At 69.7% G+C, this 20644-nt stretch carries 17 protein-coding genes; 10 read left to right on the top strand and 7 right to left on the bottom strand.

What is annotated here, in order from left to right:
- Positions 1 to 104: 104 nt before the first annotated feature.
- A complete protein-coding gene (locus ACFM35_RS14945; RefSeq protein WP_378843624.1) occupies positions 105 to 1280 on the top strand; it encodes a Gfo/Idh/MocA family protein in 1176 nt (391 codons plus the stop codon).
- Between the two features lie 41 nt (positions 1281 to 1321).
- Here the strand turns inward: ACFM35_RS14945 and ACFM35_RS14940 are convergent, their stop codons facing one another.
- Together ACFM35_RS14940 and ACFM35_RS14935 are read right to left on the bottom strand one after the other, a co-directional pair.
- Complete coding sequence (locus ACFM35_RS14940) at positions 1322 to 2173, bottom strand: alpha/beta fold hydrolase (RefSeq protein ID WP_378843459.1); 852 nt, start codon at positions 2171 to 2173, stop codon at positions 1322 to 1324.
- A gap of 73 nt (positions 2174 to 2246) precedes the next feature.
- Complete coding sequence (locus ACFM35_RS14935; protein ID WP_378843457.1) at positions 2247 to 5105, bottom strand: rhamnogalacturonan lyase family protein; 2859 nt, start codon at positions 5103 to 5105, stop codon at positions 2247 to 2249.
- Between the two features lie 182 nt (positions 5106 to 5287).
- Here ACFM35_RS14935 and ACFM35_RS14930 point away from each other — a divergent pair, with 182 nt between their 5' ends.
- The 3 genes from ACFM35_RS14930 to ACFM35_RS14920 all read left to right on the top strand — a co-directional run bounded on the left by ACFM35_RS14930 (position 5288) and on the right by ACFM35_RS14920 (position 8795).
- The gene (locus ACFM35_RS14930; protein ID WP_378843455.1) at positions 5288 to 6940 is read left to right on the top strand and encodes a DHA2 family efflux MFS transporter permease subunit; all 1653 of its coding nucleotides are present in this window, start codon (positions 5288 to 5290) and stop codon (positions 6938 to 6940) included.
- Positions 6941 to 7017: 77 nt separating this feature from the next.
- Complete coding sequence (locus ACFM35_RS14925) at positions 7018 to 7443, top strand: MarR family winged helix-turn-helix transcriptional regulator (RefSeq protein ID WP_378843453.1); 426 nt, start codon at positions 7018 to 7020, stop codon at positions 7441 to 7443.
- Positions 7444 to 7448: 5 nt separating this feature from the next.
- Complete coding sequence (locus ACFM35_RS14920) at positions 7449 to 8795, top strand: MFS transporter (RefSeq protein WP_378843451.1); 1347 nt, start codon at positions 7449 to 7451, stop codon at positions 8793 to 8795.
- Positions 8796 to 8801: 6 nt separating this feature from the next.
- Here ACFM35_RS14920 and ACFM35_RS14915 read toward each other — a convergent pair whose 3' ends face one another.
- On the bottom strand, positions 8802 to 10070 hold the full coding sequence (locus ACFM35_RS14915; RefSeq protein ID WP_378843449.1) for a D-arabinono-1,4-lactone oxidase: 1269 nt from the start codon (positions 10068 to 10070) through the stop codon (positions 8802 to 8804).
- A 232-nt stretch (positions 10071 to 10302) separates the two neighbouring features.
- On the opposite strand from ACFM35_RS14915, the gene ACFM35_RS14910 reads away from it, so the two are divergent.
- The 6 genes from ACFM35_RS14910 to ACFM35_RS14885 all read left to right on the top strand — a co-directional run bounded on the left by ACFM35_RS14910 (position 10303) and on the right by ACFM35_RS14885 (position 15809).
- Positions 10303 to 10494, top strand: a complete 192-nt coding sequence (locus ACFM35_RS14910; protein ID WP_378843447.1) for a ferredoxin — start codon at positions 10303 to 10305, stop codon at positions 10492 to 10494.
- Positions 10491 to 11663, top strand: coding sequence for an NAD(P)/FAD-dependent oxidoreductase (locus ACFM35_RS14905; RefSeq protein ID WP_378843445.1), 1173 nt, complete (start codon positions 10491 to 10493; stop codon positions 11661 to 11663). The genes ACFM35_RS14910 and ACFM35_RS14905 overlap by 4 nt, the downstream gene beginning before the upstream one ends.
- A 61-nt stretch (positions 11664 to 11724) precedes the next feature.
- The gene (locus ACFM35_RS14900) at positions 11725 to 12978 is read left to right on the top strand and encodes a cytochrome P450 (protein WP_378843443.1); all 1254 of its coding nucleotides are present in this window, start codon (positions 11725 to 11727) and stop codon (positions 12976 to 12978) included.
- Between the two features lie 113 nt (positions 12979 to 13091).
- Positions 13092 to 13964 carry a helix-turn-helix transcriptional regulator gene (locus ACFM35_RS14895; RefSeq protein ID WP_378843441.1) on the top strand — a complete coding sequence of 291 codons (873 nt, stop codon included), beginning with the start codon at positions 13092 to 13094 and terminating at the stop codon, positions 13962 to 13964.
- Between the two features lie 94 nt (positions 13965 to 14058).
- Positions 14059 to 15087 carry an aldo/keto reductase gene (locus ACFM35_RS14890; RefSeq protein ID WP_378843439.1) on the top strand — a complete coding sequence of 343 codons (1029 nt, stop codon included), beginning with the start codon at positions 14059 to 14061 and terminating at the stop codon, positions 15085 to 15087.
- Positions 15084 to 15809, top strand: a complete 726-nt coding sequence (locus tag ACFM35_RS14885; RefSeq protein ID WP_378843437.1) for a creatininase family protein — start codon at positions 15084 to 15086, stop codon at positions 15807 to 15809. The genes ACFM35_RS14890 and ACFM35_RS14885 overlap by 4 nt, the downstream gene beginning before the upstream one ends.
- Positions 15810 to 15905: 96 nt before the next feature.
- Here ACFM35_RS14885 and rhaS read toward each other — a convergent pair whose 3' ends face one another.
- Genes rhaS through ACFM35_RS14865 form a run of 4 tightly spaced genes read right to left on the bottom strand, consistent with a single transcriptional unit; the run spans position 15906 to position 20614 of the window.
- Entirely contained in the window at positions 15906 to 16961 is a 1056-nt protein-coding gene (rhaS, locus tag ACFM35_RS14880) for a rhamnose ABC transporter substrate-binding protein (RefSeq protein ID WP_378843435.1), read from the bottom strand.
- Positions 16962 to 17019: 58 nt separating this feature from the next.
- Positions 17020 to 18075, bottom strand: coding sequence for an ABC transporter permease (locus ACFM35_RS14875; protein WP_378843433.1), 1056 nt, complete (start codon positions 18073 to 18075; stop codon positions 17020 to 17022).
- Positions 18072 to 19103: an ABC transporter permease gene (locus ACFM35_RS14870; protein WP_378843431.1), complete on the bottom strand. Its 1032-nt coding sequence runs from the start codon at positions 19101 to 19103 to the stop codon at positions 18072 to 18074. The genes ACFM35_RS14875 and ACFM35_RS14870 overlap by 4 nt, the downstream gene beginning before the upstream one ends.
- Complete coding sequence (locus ACFM35_RS14865) at positions 19100 to 20614, bottom strand: sugar ABC transporter ATP-binding protein (protein WP_378843429.1); 1515 nt, start codon at positions 20612 to 20614, stop codon at positions 19100 to 19102. The genes ACFM35_RS14870 and ACFM35_RS14865 overlap by 4 nt, the downstream gene beginning before the upstream one ends.
- Positions 20615 to 20644: the final 30 nt, after the last annotated feature.

Below are 20644 nucleotides of genomic sequence, written 5' to 3'. Positions count from 1 at the left end.
TGCGAACAGCGGGCGTCCCCTTCACGGCATCCCCCTGTCTCTTCGACACCCTCTGCACTCTCCCAACCCCAGGAGCACTCATGACCGAAACACTCCGCGTCGCCATGATCGGCCACGGCTTCATGGGCGCAGCCCACTCTCAGGGATGGCGCGTCGCTCCCCGCTTCTTCGACCTGCCCGCCGATCCGGTGATGGCGGTGGTCGTGGGTCGCGACGCCGCCGCGGCCGCGCGGGCCGCACAGAAATGGGGCTGGGCCGAGTCCTCGGTCGACTGGCGCGAAGTCATCGACCGCGAAGACATCGACGTCATCGACATCGTCACCCCGGGTGACACGCACGCCGAGATCGCGATCGCCGCACTCGAGGCGGGCAAGCACGTCCTCTGCGAGAAGCCGCTGGCGAACACGGTGGAGGAAGCGCAGGCGATGACGGATGCCGCGTCCCGGGCGGCGTCCCGGGGCGTTCGGGCGATGGTCGGCTTCACCTATCGTCGGGTTCCGGCTGCGACGCTCGCCCGCGACCTGGTGGCCGCCGGCCGCATCGGCGAGATCCGCCAGGTGCGCGCGGCCTACCGTCAGGACTGGCTGACGGATGCCGAGGCGCCCCTCACGTGGCGCATGCAGAAGGACCGTGCCGGTTCGGGTGCCCTCGGCGACATCGGCGCGCACGCCGTCGACCTGTCGGAGTACATCACCGGTCTGCGACTGACGAGCGTGTCGGGCATCATCGACACCATCGTGACGGAGCGTCCGCTGCTCGCCGAGGGCTCAGGTCTCTCGGGCACCGCCTCGACCGAGCGCGGCGCCGTGACCGTCGACGACATCGCCCTCTTCTCCGGTCGCTACGAAACGCCCGCGGGCAGCCGCTACGCGCCCCTCGCCGGCTTCGAGGCGACGCGCTTCGCGACCGGTCGCAAGAACGGCCTGACCATCGAGGTGTCGGGGTCGAAGGGGGCGGTCTCGTTCGATCTCGAGCGCTTGAACGAACTCGACTTCTACGACGCCACCCTCCCCGGCGCCGAGCAGGGCTTCCGCACGATCCTCGTCACCGAGCCCGAGCACCCCTACCTCGCCCCGTGGTGGCCGGCAGGCCACATGCTGGGCTACGAGCACGGCTTCTCGCACCAGGTGGTCGACCTCGTCGAGGCGATCCATCGCGGGGAGCAGCCGCGGCCGTCGTTCGGCGACGGACTGCACGTGCAGCGCGTCCTCGACGCCGTGGAGCGCAGCTCGGCCGCCGGCAGCAGCTGGATCGCGATCCCCGAGGATCAGCGCGACTGACGACCGAGCGCCGGTGCGACGGTGACGCCGACGCGAATCCGTCAGTCCCGCGCCGGGAAACGGGCGTCGAGCCAGGCGAGCAGGTCGGCGCGCACGTCCTCTTGCGCGACCTCGGCGAAGATCTCATGCCGCGCGCCGGGGTACACCAATGTCGTGACGTCGGTGAAACCCGACCTCGTGCGGTAGGCGTCGGCCAGTCTGTGCACGCTCCGCGGTCCACCGACGGTGTCGTCCCGACCCACCATGAGAAGAGTCGGGATGTCGCGGCCCAGGTTCTTCCTCGGCCGGCCGAAGAGGCGCGCGGCGTCGATCGGTCCGAACAGCTGCATCAGCGGCGTGCTGGTCGTGAGCGGATCGTCGACGAAAGCTCGGCCGACGGCGAGATCGGACGAGAGCCATTCCATGCCGATGGCGTCGGGACCCGCCCACGGCGCGTTGAGATCGCCGGCGTTCAGCGATCCCGGCCAGCGCAGCGCCGACCCCGAGAGGATCAGCCCGTCGTAGGCGTCGGGGTGGTCGTTGAGCAGGATCTGCGCGAGGAATGAGCCCCACGAGTGGCCGAGCAGTACGAGAGGCAATCCGGGGTTCTCGTCGCGGATGAGCCGGGTGAGCTGCCAGACGGCGGCGACCGTGGCGCGATGACCGCCCGCGCCGAGCCGCCCGAGCTTCGAGGCATCCCCCGCGTGCTGCTTCATACCCGTGCGGCCGTGACCGCGATGGTCGTCGGCGTACACCGTGTAGCCGTCGGCGACGAGAGCGGCGATCGTGGCCTGGTATCGGCCGGCGTGCTCTCCGACGCCGTGCAACAGCTGGACGACCGCCCGCGGCGCGGTGGTGGCGGGATGGACGTCGTAGACGATCGCGACGCCGTGCGCGTCGATGAACTCGGGCATGGTGCCGATCCTATGGTTCCGGACGCCGTGAAGGCCGGGGCACCCGTGCGGATGCCCCGGCCTTCACGTTCGATCAGCCGCAGGTGATCGCGGCGTACGGCAGCGAGTATGTCGAGTGGTACCCGACGCCGTCCGCGAACGAGTACGCCGTCACCGAGGCGGCGCCGGCCGCGACGGACGTCTGCCCGCTGGGGACGAGGTTGTACACCGCGGCGGCAGGTGCGACCGCCGACTGCTTCTTGTCGACGCCCCGCACCGAGAGCCGGATGTCGGCCGCCTTGCCGGAGCTGTTGTAGGCGTACACCGCGACGTGAGCAGTGCCGTTCACGCACTGCGACTTCGCGTTGACGCCCAGCGGAACGGGCTGCTTCCCGGTCACCACCGCACCCGCGGAGGCGTCCGACGGGTCGGACGCTCCCTGGGCGTTCCGGGCGACGACGGTGGCCGTCCAGGTGCCGGCCGGCACCCCCGCGAACGTCGTGCTCCGGGCCGCAGCCCCCACGTCCTGGGTGCGCGACTCACCCGAGGCGGGCGTCAGCGTGACGCGGTAGCCGGTGATCGCCGAGGTGCCCTCGACCGCCGGCGCCTGCCAGGTGACGTTGACTCCCGCGGTCGCGACGCCGATGCCCGGCTTCGCGACGGGCTGGGGAGCGGCGCGCAGCGGTACGTCCGCGAACGACATGTCGGACGCGAGGTAGAACCCGGTGTAGCTGGGCTGGTTGTAAGTCGTCTGCTGGCGGGCGACCTCCGCGCGGTACTGCGGATCGTGCATGAGCGTGTACAGCTTGTGGGTCGTCACCTCGGTGCTCGTGAACAGCCGGAGCGCGCTCGAGTCCGCCGTGCGCACGACGAGCTCCTCCCGCCAATCCCCCAGCACGTCGGCGACCAGCCCGGGGTTGCCCTTCGTGCCGTTGTTCGTCCGCGTGCCGGTGGCATCGAGCACACGGCCGCGCGTCCAGTCGTCGATCGTCGCGTCTGCGGTGCCGCTGCCGTTCACGAGCTGCGTGGTGAGGTCGGCCGACCACCGGATGGACTGGTTGGTCCCAGGCGTCGAGACGGAGAGGATGTCACCCTGCGCGGACAGCAGGCCCGAGGCATCCGTCCCGCCCGGCATACTCGACCACGTCTCGATGCCGGGCACATCCGCCCGGACGTCGCCGATCATTCCGCGGCCGGTGTCGCGGCCGGAGTAGGCGCCGAAGATCACCTCTCCGGTCGCCGCATCGCGCATCGCGGTGCCGTAGGGCGCGTAGGCGCCGCCCTCGTGCACCGTGAAGATCTCGAGTCCGGGGCGAGCGGGATCGATGTCCGTGACGTGCATGGCGTCCCCGTGCCCGAGGCGCGTGTCGACGCCGGGGGTGGCACTGCCCTCGGGCATGACGTCGGTCGAGCTGTAGAGCAGGCCGCCGTCGTCGTCGATCGTCGCCGAGCCGTAGACGATCTCGTGCTTGCCGTCGCCGTCGACGTCGGCGGCGCTCAGGCTGTGGAAGCCCTGCGTCGTGATCGACCCGTACACGGGGTCGGTGCCGTCGCGACCGTGCGGGCCGTCGTTGAACGGGTTGGTCAGCGGAACGTGCCCACTGTCGATCGACCAGCGCGGGGTGAGGTGCGAGCCGTCCCAGTCGTACGTCGCGATCGTGGACCGCGTGTAGTACCCGCGGGCGAAGACCGCGGACGGACGCTCGCCGTCGAGGTACGCGACTCCCGACAGGAATCGGTCGACCCGGTTGCCGGGCTCGATGCGCCCCATGGCGTAATCGCCCCACAGCAGGCCGTCGTCGCCGCGACCGGGCTCATAGCGGACCGTCTCGAGTTCGGCCCCGGTGGCGCCGTCGAAGACCGTGAGGTACTCCGGGCCGTCGAGGACGAATCCGGCGAAGTTGCGCAGCTTGTTGTTCGCACTCCGTGACGGGGCGTAGACGTCGATGAAATAGTCGACGAGCTCGCGCGCATCGGTCTGGGACAGCGGGTAGGAGTGCGTGACGGGAACGCCGAGGGCCTCTTCGATCGTGGCCGGCCACTGACCCGAGGCCACTTCCGAGCGGGTACTCCACCCCTGGAAGGTCTCGGTCAGCTGGTCGGCGAAGTCTGCGGCGCTCATGCGGTAGTCATCGGTATGACCGAAGCCCGCCGCGACGTCGTCCGCCGGCATCGTGATGAAGCCTTCGTCGGCGACGCTGCCATCAGCGGCGTAGGTCACCGACTTCGTTCCCGGCGCGGTCTTGAGGATCGTCTCCGACTTCCCGTCGCCGTCGAAGTCGTAGACCAGGAACTGCGTGTAGTGGGCGCCGGCCCGGATGTTGACGCCGAGATCGATGCGGTTGAGCAGCGTGCCGTCGAGCTCGTAGGTGTCGACGTAGACGGTTCCCGTGTAGCCGACCTGCGAGACGTCCTTGCTGTTGGACGGGTCCCATTTCACGACGTACTCGTACTGTCCGTCGCCGTCGACGTCACCGACCGAGACGTCTCCGGCAGCGTAGGTGAATGCCTCCCCGGCGGGCGTGACACCATCGGCCGGGCGCTGCAGCGGGATGTCGAGGTGGTTCTCGGCGAGCGGCGCGACAGCGTCGCTCGGGGCGGACTCCCGACCGGCGACGACTTTCGCCACCTGGTACTGCGACGTCGCGGTGCCGGCGGCATCCAGGTAGTTGGTGCTGTCGGTGACCGTCGCGAGCGCCTGACCGTCGCGATAGACGACGAAGTCCGCGCCCGTGAGCCCGGTGGCGCCGGAGCCGTACGCCTCCCCCACGAGCAGACGCCAGCTGAGGAACACACCGGTGCCCGTCTGCGCCGCGACGAGGCCGCGATCCAGCTGCTCGAGCTGGGGTGCGCCGGTGCCCGACCCGCCGTCGGGCGGCGCGGCGACAGCAGGTGGCGCGACGGTGAACGCGAGCGCCGCGGCGGTGATCCCGACGATCGTGGCGCGCGTCATGGACCTGAACGTATTCGTCATCGAAGTTGTCCCAATCTTCGGGAAGCGTTTTCCCGAGGCACTTCGACCATACGTCCGTCGTGTGCCGGGGTCAACCAGCTCAGCAGGACCCATCCGCGCACGAGACCGGCGGTGCTATCGTGGCATCCGTCCAATTTCGCTAGAAAAGCTAGGGATATCTCGTGGCCGAACTCTCTTCCAAAGCCCACCGCCTGCGGTGGGTGGGCCTGATCTTCATCAGCATCGCGGTGTCGTTGATCATCGTGGACTCGACGATCGTGAACGTCGCGATCCCCTCGATCGTCGACGACCTCGGCATCTCGTCGACCCAGGTGCAGTGGGTGCAGGAGGCGTACACACTCGTCTTCGCCTCCTTGCTGCTCCTCTTCGGCAGCCTCGCCGACAGATTCGGGCGACGACGGATGCTGCTCATCGGCGTCATCGTCTTCGCTCTGTCGTCCGTGCTCGCGGCGCTGGCGCCCACGGGAGAGCTGCTGATCCTCTCGCGCCTGGTACAGGGCATCGGCGGAGCGATGATCCTGCCGACGACGCTGTCGCTCATCAACGCGACCTTCCGGGGGCGGGAGCGCGGAATCGCCTTCGCCGTCTGGGGCTCCACCATCGGCGGCATGGCGGCGGTGGGACCGCTGCTCGGCGGCTGGCTGACCACCGCGTTCTCGTGGCGATGGGCGTTCGGCATCAACATTCCGCTGGGCATCATCATCGTGATCGGCGTGCTGCTCACCGTTCAGGAGTCCTCAGAACGGCGAGCGGGTGCCCTCGACGTCGTCGGAGCGGCCTTGTCGGTCGTGCTCTTCGGCTCGCTCGTCTTCGGGCTCATCGAAGGACGCTCGTTCGGATGGTGGACGGCGACGGAGAACGTCGACCTCGGCCCGATCGACTGGACCTGGAGCGTGTCGCCGATCCCGTTCGCGTTCGGGCTGGCGATCCTGGCGGCGGTGGGATTCGTGGTCTGGGAGATCCGCCGCAGCCGCGCGGGCCGATCGACGCTCATCGAGCCATCGCTGTTCCGCATCACCTCGTTTCGCAACGGCAACATCGCCGCTCTCGTCGTCTCGCTCGGCGAGTTCGGCATCATCCTGTCGCTGCCCTTGTGGCTGCAGTTCGTGCTCGGCTTCGACGCACTCAAGACCGGGCTCGTGCTGCTCGCGCTCGCGGTCGGCTCGTTCGTGGCGAGCGGCTTCGCGGGAGCGTTCAGCGGACGGGTCGCTCCCGTCGCGGTGGTGCGGATCGGCATCCTGGCGGAGATCGTCGGCATCGTCTGGGTGGGGATCGTCGTGGCGCCCGATGCCGCGTGGGGATGGCTGCTGCCGGCCCTGTTCATCTACGGCTTCGGAGTCGGCCTCGCCACCGCTCAGCTCACGGGCGTGGTGCTGCAGGACGTTCCCGTCGAATTGTCGGGACAGGGCTCGGGCACGCAGTCGACCGCGCGTCAGGTGGGCTCGGCGCTCGGCATCGCGATCCTCGGAACCGTGCTGTTCACGAGCACGGCGGGCGTGCTGGGCGCCCGCCTCGACGACCAGGGGGTCCCCGCCGCGCAGCGCGACTCGGTCGTCTCGGCCGTGGTCGACAGCGCGGGCGGCGCCATCGCGGGGCTCGTCGCGGACCCCGCCACCGCGGACGTGGGAGCCGACGCACAGGCCGCGTTCTCCGACGGCACGCGCTTCTCTGCCTTCACGGCGGCAGGCTTCCTCGTGGTCGGACTGCTCGCGTCCCTGTCGCTCGGCTCGGGGTCGGCACCGGCGTCGGGCTCGGGCTCGGGGCCGCGGAAGAGGGGCGAGGAACGACCGGAGGATGCCGCGGCCGGCCGCTGAGAACGCACACCCCGAACGGTCAGGTGGTGGGCGTTCGATTTCCTTAGCAGAGCTAATGAGCTAGGCTAAGTAAAAGCATGAGTACCCCCCATCCCGATGCCGCATCCGACCTGCGCATGGCCACCTTCCGCCTCGCCCGACGTCTCCGGGCGCAGCGCGCCGTCGACTCGATGGGCGACGGTCAGTTCGCCGTCCTCGCCGCCCTCAAGGTGCACGGTCCCCACACGCTGAGCGAGCTGGCGGATCGCGAGCGGGTCACGGCGCCGTCGATGAACCGCACCGTGAACTGTCTGGAGGAGTCGGGGTACCTCACCCGGACGCCCGACGAGAACGACCGGCGCAAGGTGAACATCGCGCTCACGCCTCGTGGACTCGACGTCGTGCAGGAGACCGTCCGGCGTCGCGATGCGTGGCTCGAGGAGGCGCTCGCCGAGCTGTCCGGCGACGAGCGCGAGCTGTTGGAGCGCGCGGCCGAGGTCATGCGCAAGGTCGCCGAACGATGAGGGGCATGTTCCGCTCCCTCCGGCTCTACAACTTCCGGGTGTGGACCATCGGCGCGCTCGTCTCCAACGTCGGCGGCTGGATGCAGTCGACTGCTCAGGACTGGGTGGTGCTCACCCAGCTGACCGACAACGACGCCACGGCCATGGGCATCACGATGGCCCTGCAGTTCGGGCCGCCGCTGCTGCTCGTGAGCGTCACCGGCTGGGTCGCCGACCGGTTCGATCGGCGCAGGCTCCTGATGCTCACCCAGACGATCCTCATGGCCCTGGCCGTGGCGATCGGCGTGCTGCTCCTCACCGACGTGATGACCCTGCCCATGATGTGGTGCTTCGCCCTGGGATTCGGCGTCGTCAACGCTTTCGACGGCCCGGCGCGGCAGGCCTTCGTCTCCGACGTCGTGGCGAGGGAGAACGCGTCGAACGCGGTCGCCTTGAACGCGGCATCCTTCAACGCGGCCCGCATGATCGGACCCGCGGTGGGCGGCTTCATGATCGTGCTCGTCGGCACCGGCTGGGTGTTCATCGTGAATGCGATCACGTTCCTGGCGATGATCGTCGCGCTCATGCTGATCCGGCAGCGCGAGCTGATCCCGCGTCTGCGGTCCGCGGGCTCCGCGCGCCTCGCGGACGGTTTCCGCTATGTCGCGAAACGACCCGACCTCATCGTCACCTTCGTGATGGTCTTCCTCGTCGGCGCTTTCGGGATGAACTTCCCGATCTTCGCCTCGACCATGGCGCTCGAATTCGGGCAGCAGGCCGACGGCTACGGCATCCTGAGCTCGATCCTCGCGGTCGGTTCGCTCGCCGGTGCCCTGCTGGCCGCGCGCCGCGACCGTGCGCGCATGCGCGTGGTCATCTTCGCCACCGGCGGGTTCGGGATCGCGTCGCTGGTCTCGTCGTTCATGCCGGTGTACGGGTTGTACGGCGTCACGCTCGTGTTCGTGGGGTTCTGCACGGTGTCGATGCTGACGACCGCGAACGGCTACGTGCAGACCACGACCGACCCCGCGCTGCGCGGCCGCGTGCTCGCGCTGTACATGGCGATCCTGATGGGCTCCACGCCGGTCGGCGCGCCCATCGCGGGCTGGGTCGCCACGACGTACGGACCGCGCGCGGCGATCCAGCTCGGAGCCCTCGCCGGGCTCGTCGCCTGCCTCGTCGGCCTCGTGTGGATCGCGGCATCCGGCCGGCTGCAGCGCGATGCCACCCGGCGCTTCCGGCTCACGATCGACGAGACCCTGCCGATCCGCGTCGTCGCCCCCGAGGAGTTCAGCGAGCAGATCGCGTCGACGACCCCCGTGCCGCTCCCCGAACCCGCCGGCTCGCCGACGGGCCGGACGCCACCGCGCTGAGCCCCGCTAGACCTCGCGCGCGCGCAGACCGACCCGCTGGAGGTGGGCGTTCGTGAACCGGCCCTCCGGGTCGAGGCGCTCGAACACCGCTCGGGCATCGGCGAGCCGCGGGTGCACCTGCGCCATCCGCACCGCGTCGAAGGAGTGGTACTTGCCCCAGTGCGGCCGCGCGCCGAACGGTGCGAGGGCCTCCTCGATCTGCGGGATGACGCGGGCCACCCCGGCCGCGTCGTTGCGCCACGTGAAGTGGATCGCGAGAGTGTCCCGTCCGCTCGCTCCGCTCAGCCACAGGTCGTCGGCGGCCGCCGTGCGCAGCTCGCTGACGAACAGCAGAGGACGGATGCTGTCGGCCAGGCCGCGCACCGCCTGCAGTGCCGCCACGGCGTCGGCCCGGGGCACGAAGTACTCGCTCTGGATCTCGTCGCCGAAGGACGGCGTGCCGTCGAGGCGGAAGTGCGGCAGCCGGTGCAGCCACGGGCCCGGCACGCCACCGAGTGTCGTGAGGTTCGGATCGTGCTCGTCCCCGAGGGGGGAGGCCGGGTCCTTCCGGTGGCCGTCGAGGAGAGCGTCCGGCACGGGGTCGTCATCGTGCGCGAGGCGCGTCTTGACCCACACCGAGTCGAGCGTGGTGTCGTCCCACGACGTGAACACCGACACGCTGTAGCCCGCGCCGGTCACCGCGGAGAGATCCTCGAGCGCGGCATCCCATGTCACGCCCGCGTAGATGTCCTGCCGCATCCGGTAGGAGGGCTGGATGTCGAGGGTCAGAGCGACGGTGATGCCGAACCCGCCCACGCCGGCGACCGCGGCCGGGAAGTCGGCGTCGCCGCGCGCGAGATCGTGCACCTCGCCGTCGGCACCCACGTAGCTGATCGCCCCGACGGCGGTGGTGAGCACGCCGTTGCGGTCACCCGAGCCGTGCGTCGCCGTGGCGGTCGCGCCACCGACGCTGATGTGGGGCAGCGAGCCGAGATTGTGCAGCGCCCACCCGCGCTCCTCGAGCCAGAGGGCGAGCACGCCGAAGCGCGTCCCTGCGGCGACCGTCACGGTGCGCGCCTCCTCGTCGAGGGCGAGCACGCCGTCGAGCCCCGAGACGTCGATGAGCGTCCCGGCGGTGTCAGGGAGGTCGGTGAAGGAGTGCCGTGTGCCGAGGGCGTGCACCTTGCCCGCGGTGGCCGCTTCGCGGGCGACGAGCGCGCGCACCTCGTCGACGGAGGTCGCCGCCTCGATCCGGGGTGCGGTGAACTCGTACGTGCCTGCCCAGTTGCGTTCCATGCGCGCTCCTTCACTTCGAACGATTCACGCTAACCCCTTCGGACGGCTCGGGGGCGGCGGTCGACATCCGCGAGCCCGCACCGGCGAGCGCTGACCTCGGTGCGTGCCGCTCGCGAGGAGGCGCCGTGACGGTCCAGTCCATGTTCTGAGGGCGACGACCATGTCGGCGACGGGCGGCAGCGGATTGAATTCTTCTGACGCAGGAGATGCGAACAGGGACGAAGGAGTACCGATGGGTGTCATCGTCACGCAGGATGCCTGCATCGGAGCCGGGCAGTGCGCCCTCGTCGCTCCCGACGTGTTCGATCAGGACGACGACGGCATCGTGGTCGTCCTGAATGCCGAGCCCGAGGGCGACGACAGGGTTGCCGCGACGCGTGCGGTGCGACTGTGCCCGGCGCGGGCCATCGCCCTCGAGGGATGACCGTCTCGAGGGGTGTCGTCGTCGTCGGCGCATCCATCGGCGGCCTCACCGCCGCGGAGACGCTGCGGGAAGAGGGCTATGCCGGACCGATCGTCCTCATCGGTGACGAGAACCACCTGCCGTACACGCGTCCGCCGCTGTCGAAGCAGATCCTGCTCGGGGAGTGGGAGCCTCATCAGGCGGTGATCCGCGAGGTCGGCGAGATCGACGCGCTCGGTGTCGAGTTCCGCTCCTCCTGCACCGCGACGGGACTGGACGTCGGGCTGCGCGTGCTGCACACGACGACCGGCGACGTCGCCTTCGACGAGTTGGTCATCGCGACGGGCACGGGGCCGCGCCGTCACCCCGCCCTCCCGGATGCGCTCACGCTGAGGACGATGGGCGACGCCGTTCGGCTGCGGGATCGGCTGGCCGCCGCCGGTCGCGTGGCTGTGGTCGGCGCGGGCATCCTGGCATCGGAGGTCGCGAGTGCGGCCCGCCACCACGGCGCCGACACGCTCCTGGTCGGCCGAGGCGCCTCGCTCAGTTTCGGCGGCGTCGGGACCCTGCTCTCCGCCCCGCTGGAAGACCTGCACCGGGAGCACGGCGTCGAGCTGGCGCTGAACACGCACGTCCGCGGCAGCAGACCGCTCCCCCGCGGGTCGGAGCTCGAGTTCTCCGACGGCAGCGTGCAGCGGGTCGATACCGTGTTCGCCATGATCGGCGGCAGCCCGCGAACGGAGTGGCTCAAAGAGTCCTCATTGGACATCTCCGACGGCGTCGTCTGCGACGAGGCAGGTTGTGCGGCGCCCGGCGTGTCGGCGATCGGCGACGTGGCAGCGTGGCGCGACCCGGGGTCGGGCCGCCACGTGCGCGTCGAGCACCAGAGCAACGCCATCGAGCAGGCGGTCGCCGTCGCGTGCCGCATCGCGCACGGACAGCAGTCGGCTCAGCCGATCCCCCTCTTCTGGTCGGAGATCCACAAGACGCGCATCAACGCGTTCGGGTGGTTCGATCGCGATGCGCGGGTGGTGGATCTCACACCTCCCGATGCCGTCGGCACGGTCTGGGGGTTCGGCGGACGCGTCGAAGGCGAAGTCCGCGGCGTCGTCGGGTGGAACGCCTCACCGAAGGCCTTCCGTCAGGCGCGCGCCGTGCTCGCCCGCTCCGCGCTGGCGACCACCGGCTGATCCGACCGAGTCCCCCGCCCCACCTGTCGCCGCCCACGATTCGAAACGGAAGAAACGGCCCATGTCCGAACCTGCTCAGTGCCCGTTCCACGCTCGCGCGCTCCCCGGCGACGGCACTCCGCTGTCGCCTTCCCCCCGCCTGGCACAGTGGCGTGCGCAGGCCGCGTTCATGCCTCTGGATTTCCAGGATGGTCACGAAGGTCTGGTGGCCACGCGGTACGAGGCGGCGATCGACGTGCTCCAGGATCCACGGTTCAGCATGCGACCCGCCCGCATGCCGGTAGGGCCCAACGCCGCGGACGACCCCGCCGCGGCAGAGACGTCAGCTGTTCCCCTGGAGGCGCCGGGTGAGCTCGACGACGCGGGGCAGCAGTCGGAGGAGTTCAATCTCCTCACTCTCGACGGCGAGGAGCACGCGAAGCTCCGGCGGGCGGTCACGGCGCGGTTCTCCCTCCGCCAGGCGAGGATGCGACAGCCGTGGATCCACGAGATGGTCGTCGCGCAGATCGAGGCGCTCCGGGCCTCGGGGCCGGTGGTCGACATCTGGCGCGATTATGCCCAACCGATCGCCGCGCGCACGCACTGTCACGTGATCGGGGTTCCCGAGGCCCGATACGAGCGTTTCGTCGAGCTGTTCGTCGGCGTGTCGACCGCCCAGCAGAAGTACGACTTCATCCGGGGACTGATCGAGGAGCGGCGGACCGATCCGGGCGAGGACGTCATCACCGACCTGCTGCACGACACCGACCTCTCGCGCGTCGAGATCGAGGGGCTGCTGAGGCTGCTGCTGGGAGCCGGGCGCGATTCGGTCGCGTACCTGATCGCCACGGCGACCGTGGCGCTGCTGACCAACCCCGACCAGCTCTCGGCGTTGCGCACCGACCCCGAGCGCGTCACGGGCGCTGTCGAGGAGTTCATGCGCACCGGAGCGATGTTCGTCACGCTGTTCGCCCGCACCGCGCGGGAGGATGTCGTGATCGACGGCGTGCCGATCGCGGCGGGCACGTCCGTCGCCGTCTCCCCCGTGTCGGCGAACCGCGACCCGGCGCAGTGGGGCGACCGACCCGACGATGTCGATGTCTCCCGCGATGCCTTCGGCCACCTGGGGTTCGGGCAGGGCATCCATGGATGCATCGGGCAGCAGGTCGCCCGCGTCGAGATCCGCGAGGGGATCGGGGCGCTGATCACCGCCTTCCCCGACCTCGAGCTGATCGAGGCGGAGCAGCTGTCACCCATGCCGTTCGCGCACCCGGTCGCCGTGTACGAGGCGGGCGCGGTCATCGTGCGGCTGGGCGGCGCGACGACCGCAGTCTGAGGACGACGACTCCCGGACCCCGACAGCCCCCGACCCCGACCCGACCGGGGCTGCGCCGCGACCGATCGCGACGAACTACCATCGCGAGCACAGGGTGAGCAGGAAGGCGCACGATGACGGTGCTCGAGGGCGACGATGCGGACGGACCCGTCGTCGTCGGCGCCAATTGGTACCGGTTCGCGTCGGGCGAGCACATCGTCAATCCGCATGTGATGAGCGTCTCGTTCATCTGGGTGGTGAGCGGAGGCGGTGAGATCCGCGCGGACGACCAGCTCTTCCCTGTCGACGCCCAGCACGTGCTCCGCCTGCCCTGGCACCACCGCGTGGAGTACCGCGCGCACCGCCGTGCGCCGTTCCACATCGGCACCCTCCACGTCGTCGAGCGGCATGACCGGTCCTCCCCCGTCGTCCCGCGGGTGGCCCACCGCCCCGGGGATCCCCTCCTGCAGGATCCCGCACGATCCGGCGACGCCACGGCGTTCCGCGCAGGTCTGTCGTCGATGAACAGCGGCGCAGCCCGGCGGATCACCGAATACGGCACGCTCGCGATCGACCGCCTGGGCGACGGCGGGTTCGACGAGTCCTACTTCCGGGCGCTGGGGCGGCTGGTGCTGTCGGAGAACGCCGGGTGGTCCCGATCACAGCCTTCGTCCTCGACGCTGCCGGGTTCGCTCGAGCTGATGATGACGTTCATCCGACACCACGTCGCCGAGCCGCTGACCGTCGCGCGGGTCGCGGAGGCCGCTCGGTGCAGCGAGACCACCGCGCAGCGCCTGTTCCGCGCGCACACCGGCGAGACCATGCAGGAGTGGATCCGACACCTGCGGCTTCGCGAGGCCGGCACTCTCCTGCGCACCACCGGCCTCAGGGTGAGCGAGGTCGCGCTGATGGTCGGATACTCCGACCCGCTGTACTTCTCGCGGGCCTTCCGGCAGGCATACGGCGTCGCACCGAGTCGATTCGCGCACGGCAGCCTGCGGCCGTGAAACACGGCGCCTGCGCATGCCGTCGCGGGCGTCCAGTCCATGTTTCGCCGTTCCGCCGACAGACCGCGTGCGCCTCGAATCCCTAGATTCGAACGTGGACGGCACTTCCGGGTGCGCCGCGAGCGTGAAGGAGCGCATTCCGATGGCCGTGAATCTTCGACCCTTCGGCCGCACCGGCTGGGACATCAGCGAGATCGCCTTCGGCGCGTGGCAGCTGGGCGGGCAGTGGGGACCCGTCGATGACGAGGACTCGGTCCGCGCACTCCTGTTCGCCTACGAGCAGGGGATCAATTTCGTCGACACCGCCGAGATGTACGGGGCGGGGCACAGCGAGACCATCGTCGGACGATCCCTCCGACAGTGGGACGGCGGGCGCATACGCGTGGCCACGAAAGTGCAGCCCACGACCTGGCCGCATCCTTCCGAGGACGATCCCGACATCAGGAAGGCCTACCCGCCGACATACCTGCGCACCCAGGTCGAGCAATCGCTGCGCCGGCTCGCGCTCGAACGCATCGACCTGCTGCAACTGCACTGCTGGATGCCGAGCGGTATGCGCGATCACACCTGGCTGGACGTGCTGGGACAGATGCAGGCGGAGGGCAAGATCGACAGGATCGGCGTCTCCCTCCGCGATTACCGTGCGGATGAGGGAGTCGCGATCGCCTCGGCCGGCGTGGTCGACTCCATCCAGGTGATCTACAACATCTTCGAGCAGCGTCCCGAGTCGGATCTCCTGGCTGCCGCGGCGGCATCGCGGACGGCCGTCATCGCGCGTGTCGTGCTCGATTCGGGTTCGCTCAGCGGGACATGGGATGCCTCGACCCCCGCCGGATGGGCGGACGATTCCGTGCTCGCCTCGATGTTCCGCGGCGAGCGCTTCGCCCAGACGATCGACCGCGTGCGCCGGGTCGAAGCCGTCACCTCGGGCTCCTACGACGGACTCGATGAGGCGGCGGTGCGATTCGTGCTGGACCGCCCGGAGGTCTCCACGGCGATCATCGGCATGACATCCCCCGCGCGCATCGCCCGCAACGTGTCGTTCGCCGACGGGCGAGGACTCGCCGAAGGTCTCCGGGAGCGCCTGCGCGGCTTCGGGTGGGAGAGGAACTACTACATATGAGCATCCCGACCACTTCTTCCGTCGAACGGCTGAGCCCCCAGGAGATCCAGGATCGGCTGGGCGTCTCCCCCGTCGCGTACCTGCCGATGGGCTCGCTCGAGTTCCACGGACCGCACCTGCCCATCGGCCTGGACGCGCTCACGGCGCACGGGGTGTGCGCCGGCGCCGCCGACCTCACGGGTGGGGTCGTCTTGCCTGCCGTCTACCAGGCGGTGGGCGGGGAGCACACGGCCTACCCGTGGACGATCATGAGCTCCTCGCCCGACGCCATCGCGACGCTGCTCGGCGAGACGCTGGCGCGGCTCGCCGACTTCGGAGTGAAGCGGACCGTCATCCTGAGCGGGCACTTCGCCGACGGGCAGCGCGACCTCATCACGCGGGTCGCCGAACGGTGGTCCGAGAGGGCGACGACGATGAGCGTCGTCGCGCGCACGCTCGGCCAGGCGCCGCAGCCTCCGGTGGCACCGGACCATGCCGGCCGATTCGAGTCGCTTCTGCTGCACGCGATCGATCCTGCGCTGGTTCACCCGGAAGCCCTCCCGGATGTGACGCATCATCCTGCGCCGCTCGGCGAGGATCCCTTCGGCGCCGACCGGCACCGGCCGGAGCATCCGCTCCACGGGGTGTTCGGGCCGGACCCGCGCCGTCTCGATCGAGCCGCGGCGGCACCGCTGTGGGAACATCTTGTCGGCTGGGTCGCCGGGCTCGCGACGCGAGACTGACGGCCGCGCAGCCGTGCGCGCCGGCCGTCGGCGGGCGCCTTGCACGCGCAAGCGCCCGGCCGGCCGAAGCCGACCGGGCGCCCCGGGCGCGTCGACTCAGAAGTCGAACTCGCCGATGTTGGCCTTATCGAAGACGAAGGGGTCTCCGAGCAGCACGGTGGCGTCCGCACCCACCGTGTAGGAGCCCAGGTCGCCGGCATCGAACGTGTCGCCTTCCGCGCCCGTGATCTCACCCGTGATGAGCGCCGCCGTCGCGTACGCGGCGAGGTAGCCGAGGTCTTCCGGGTTCCACAGCGCGAACGACGTGACGGTGCCGTCCTCGACGTACTCGCGCATCTGGTTCGGCGTGCCGAGACCGGTCAGCGCGACCTTGCCCTTGTAGTCCGACGTCGACAGGTAGCGTGCGGCCGCCGAGATGCCGATCGTCGTCGGCGAGATGATGCCCTTCAGGTTCGGGTGGGACTGCAGCAGCGCCGCGGTCTTGTCGAACGAGATCTGCTCGTCGTCGTCGCCGTAGACGGTGTCGACCAGCTGGATGTCCGGGTGGTCGGCCGCGAGGAGCTCCTTCATCTTGTCGATCCACGCGTTCTGGTTCGTCGCGTTCGCCGTCGATGAGACGATCGCGATCTCTCCCGCGTCGCCGATCTGCTCGGCGATGAGGTCGACCTGCACCTTGGCGATGCCGTCGGCGGTCGCCTGGTTGACGAACAGGTCACGGCACTCGGGGTTGGTGTCGGAGTCGAAGGTCACGACTTTGACGCCGGCATCCCGAGCCTCGTTCAGCGCGTCGCAGATGGCCTTCGGGTCGTTCGCCGACACCACCAGGCCGCCGACGCCCTGCTGGGTCGCCGTGTTGATGTAACTGACCTGTGCGTCCGGACCCGACTCGGCGGGACCGACCTCGGCGAACGTGCCGCCCAGAGCCTCGACGGCGGCCTTGCCGCCCTTGCTGGAGGTGTCGAAGTACGGATTGCCGAGGTTCTTCGGCAGGAACGTGATGGCCAGGTTGTCGCTGCCGCCGGAGCCGCCGGCATCTGCGGTCGATCCACCGCCGGTGGAGCCTCCGCCGGTGTCGGCGCAGCCGGAGAGGGCGAGCGCCGCCGCGATGGCCACCGCGGCCACCGCGCCGACACGCTTGTGTGCAAACTTCATCGTTTCTTCCTTTCGTGTGGTGGCCGGGACGTGTGCCGTCGGCCGGGACGCAGCCTTGTCAGGATGCTGTGGATGCTGCGAGGTGTGGGGGCCGACCGGGCCGTCGCCGGGCTCGTTGGAGCCAGGCGAGAACGCTGGCGCTGACGACCGAGAGCACGAGGAGCGCGCCCGTGATCACGTTGATGACGTCGGAGGTGATGCCGGCGAGGCGGAGGGCGCTCGAGATCACGCCGATCAGGAGCACGGCGGCGACCACGCCGTACAGCTGCCCGCGACCGCCGAACACCGACACCCCGCCGAGGACGACGGCTGCGATCACCTGGAGCTCGAGGCCCGTCGCGTTGTCTCCGCGGGCGCTGCCGAAGCGGAGCGTGTAGTAGACCCCGGCGAAGGCGGACACCAGCCCGGTGAGGACGAAGAGGATGAACTTGGTCCGCTCGACGTGCACACCTGAGAAGCGGGCGGCGTCCTTCGACAGCCCGATGGCATAGATGCCGCGACCGAACGGGGTGAAGTGGAGCATGACGATGAAGATCGCCAGCAGGATCAAGAACGGCACCATGATGTACGGGATCGTCGTACCCGAGATCTTCGCCTTCGCCAGCGCCGTCCACATCTCCGGGAAATCGGTGACGGCGGTCGTGCCGAGCAGGCCCACCGCCAGCCCTCGGAAGAGCGCGAGCGTGCCGATCGTGACGGCGAGCGACGGCAGTCCGGCGACGGTCACGAGGAAGCCGTTCACCGCGCCGCCGATGGCGCCGGCCAGCAGGGCCATCACCGCGGCGACGCCGAACGGAAGGCCCGCCTGCACGCCGAGTCCCGTCACGACACTGGCGAGCCCGACCATGCTGCCGACCGACAGATCGATTTCGCCCGTGATCATGACGAGCGTCATCGGCAGGGCGATCAGCAGGATCGGCGCCGTGTCCAGCAGCAGGTAGTTGAGAGTGATCGGCTGGCTGAACCCGCGCACGGTCGCCATCGAGACGGCGATCACGAGGATGAGGAGCACCACCGTCGCCGATTCGCGGTTGAGGACGAGCCGCCGCCACAGCGGCTTGTCGAAGTTGCGGACCGCCCGATTCATCGACGTGGGCGTGGTCGTGGTCGTCATGACTGATCCCTCGCTTCGATGAGCCGGCGTCGCTGGCGGACCGCGATCCACCGATCGAGCACGATGGCGCCGATGATGAGCACGCCGACGACGGCGCGCTGCCAGAAGTCGGGGATGCCGAGGATCGGCAGCGCGCGGTTGATCGTCATCAGGAGAACCGCGCCGATCGCCGCGCCCCAGACCGATCCGACGCCGCCGGTGATGGCGACGCCGCCGATGACCGCGGCGCCCACGGCATCGAGCTCCCAGCCTGACCCCGCCTGCGAGCTCACCGAGCCGTACCGGGCGGCGTAGAAGACCCCTGCCAGAGCGGCGAGTGCACCGGAGAGGATGAACGCGGTCAGGATGCGCCGCGTGACCTTGAGTCCGTACAACTCGGCGGCGGCCGGATCGGAGCCGGTGGCGTAGTACTCGCGGCCACCGCGGGTGTTGCGCATATACCACGCGGCCGCGGCGAGCACGATGAGGGCGACGATCGTCAGGATCGGGATGGTCAGGATCTGCCCAGTGCCGAGGCCGAGGAACTCTTTGGGCATGTCCGACGCGTTGACCCGGGTCGATCCCGCCCACATCACGTTGATGCCGCGATAGGCATACAGCGTGCCGAGGGTGATGACCATGGCCGGCACCCGGGCGAAGGCGACGAGCGCGCCGTTGATGAGGCCGAGGACGCCACCGAAGAGGACGGCGATCAGCACCACGACGGGAATCGGCAGGTCGGGGATGTCGATGAAGAGCCGGCCGGTCAGATAGGCCGACAGTCCCATGACGGATCCGACCGACAGATCGACGTTGCGGGTGATGATGACGATCGCCTGGCCGACCGCCACGAGGACGAGGATCGAGGGCGTGAGCAGCAGGTCGCGCCACCCGTCGCTGCTGAAGAGGAAGGCCGGGTTCTTGGCGGTCGCCGCGACGATGACGACTCCGAGCGCGATCAGGATGCCGAACTCGCGCGCCTTGCCGAGCGCGCCGATGTGCTTCGTGATCCCCGAGACGGGGATGCGGGTGGTCGTGGTGGCGGTCACGCGTGCTGCTCCGATGCATGGGTGGCGGCGAACATGACGTTCTCGCTGGTGGCGGTCTCGCGGTCGATCTCGGCGGTGATCCGTCCCTCGCGCATGACGAGCACGCGGTCGGCCATGCCGAGCACCTCCGGAAGCTCGGAGGAGATCATGAGGATGCCCATCCCCTGGCCGGCGAGCTCGGACAGCAGTCGGTGCACTTCGGACTTGGTGCCGACGTCGATACCTCGCGTGGGTTCGTCGATGATGAGCACGTCCGGCTTGGTCGCGAGCCACTTGGCGAGGACGACCTTCTGCTGATTGCCTCCGGAGAGGGTCGCGGCGACCGTGTCCAGCGCATGCGACTTGACCTCGAGGCGGCTCGCCCACTCGCGGGCGGCGCGATTCTCAGCACCGGTGGTGAGGAGGCCGAACCGGGACAGCTGACGGCGGATCGCCATCGTGATGTTGCGGCCGACCCCCGCTTCGATCACGAGACCCTGCTTGCGGCGGTCCTCGGGCACGAGCGCGATGCCCGCGCGCATCGCGTCGGTGGGCTGACCGCGACGGATGCGCCGGCCCTTCATGGTGACCGTGCCCTCGCGATAGCTGTCGACGCCGAACACGGCGCGTGCGACTTCGCTGCGCCCCGCGCCCACGAGGCCCGCGAGACCGACGATCTCACCGGCGCGCACGTCGAAGGTGATGTCGTGGAAGATCCCCGGAGACGTGAGCCCCTCGACCCGCAGCAGCGGCTCGCCGATCACAGCGGTCTGCTTGGGGAAGAGGTCGGTGACGTCGCGTCCGACCATCTGCCGGACGAGCTCCGCCGGAGTGGTGTCGGGGATCGGCACGGTGGAGATGTACGACCCGTCCCGCATGACCGTGACCGTGTCGCACAGCGCGAACACCTCGTCGAAGCGATGCGAGATGAAGATCAGACCGCGACCCTCGTCGCGCAGGCTCCGGGCGATCGTGAAGAGACGGTCGACCTCGATCCCCGACAGGGCGGCCGTGGGTTCGTCCATGATCAGCACCCGGGCGTCGAGCGAGACGGCCTTCGCGATCTCGATGACCTGCTGGTCGGCGATCGACAAGCCCTCGGCCGGCCGGTCGGGGTCGATCGTCACGGCGAGCCGCGTGAAGAGCCGCTCGACCTCGCGGCGCATCGCCTTGCGGTCGATCCGTCCGAGACGACCGGTGGGCTGGCGTCCCATGAAGATGTTCTCGGTGACCGTCAGATCGGGGAAGAGCGTCGGCTCCTGATAGATCACCGCGACCCCCGCGGCCTTGGACTGTGCGGTGGAGGTGAAATCCACGTCTTCGCCGTCGAGGCGGAACTCGCCCCCGTCGCGGCGGTACAGGCCGGCGACGATCTTGACGAGCGTGGACTTGCCCGCGCCGTTCTCGCCGATGAGGGCGTGGATCGAGCCGGCGTGCAGGCGGAGGCTCGCGGAACGCAGCGCCACGACGGCGCCGAACGACTTGACGACCTTCGACAGCTCGAGGACGACGGGTGCGTCGGTGGTCGGCACGAATTCCTCCTCGTTGAGGGCTTGAAATAT

Source organism: Microbacterium songi (assembly GCF_042747925.1).
Classification (GTDB): domain Bacteria; phylum Actinomycetota; class Actinomycetes; order Actinomycetales; family Microbacteriaceae; genus Microbacterium.
The sequence above is the reverse complement of the archived record's forward strand: the minus strand, read 5'-3'. Positions and strand labels throughout refer to the sequence as shown.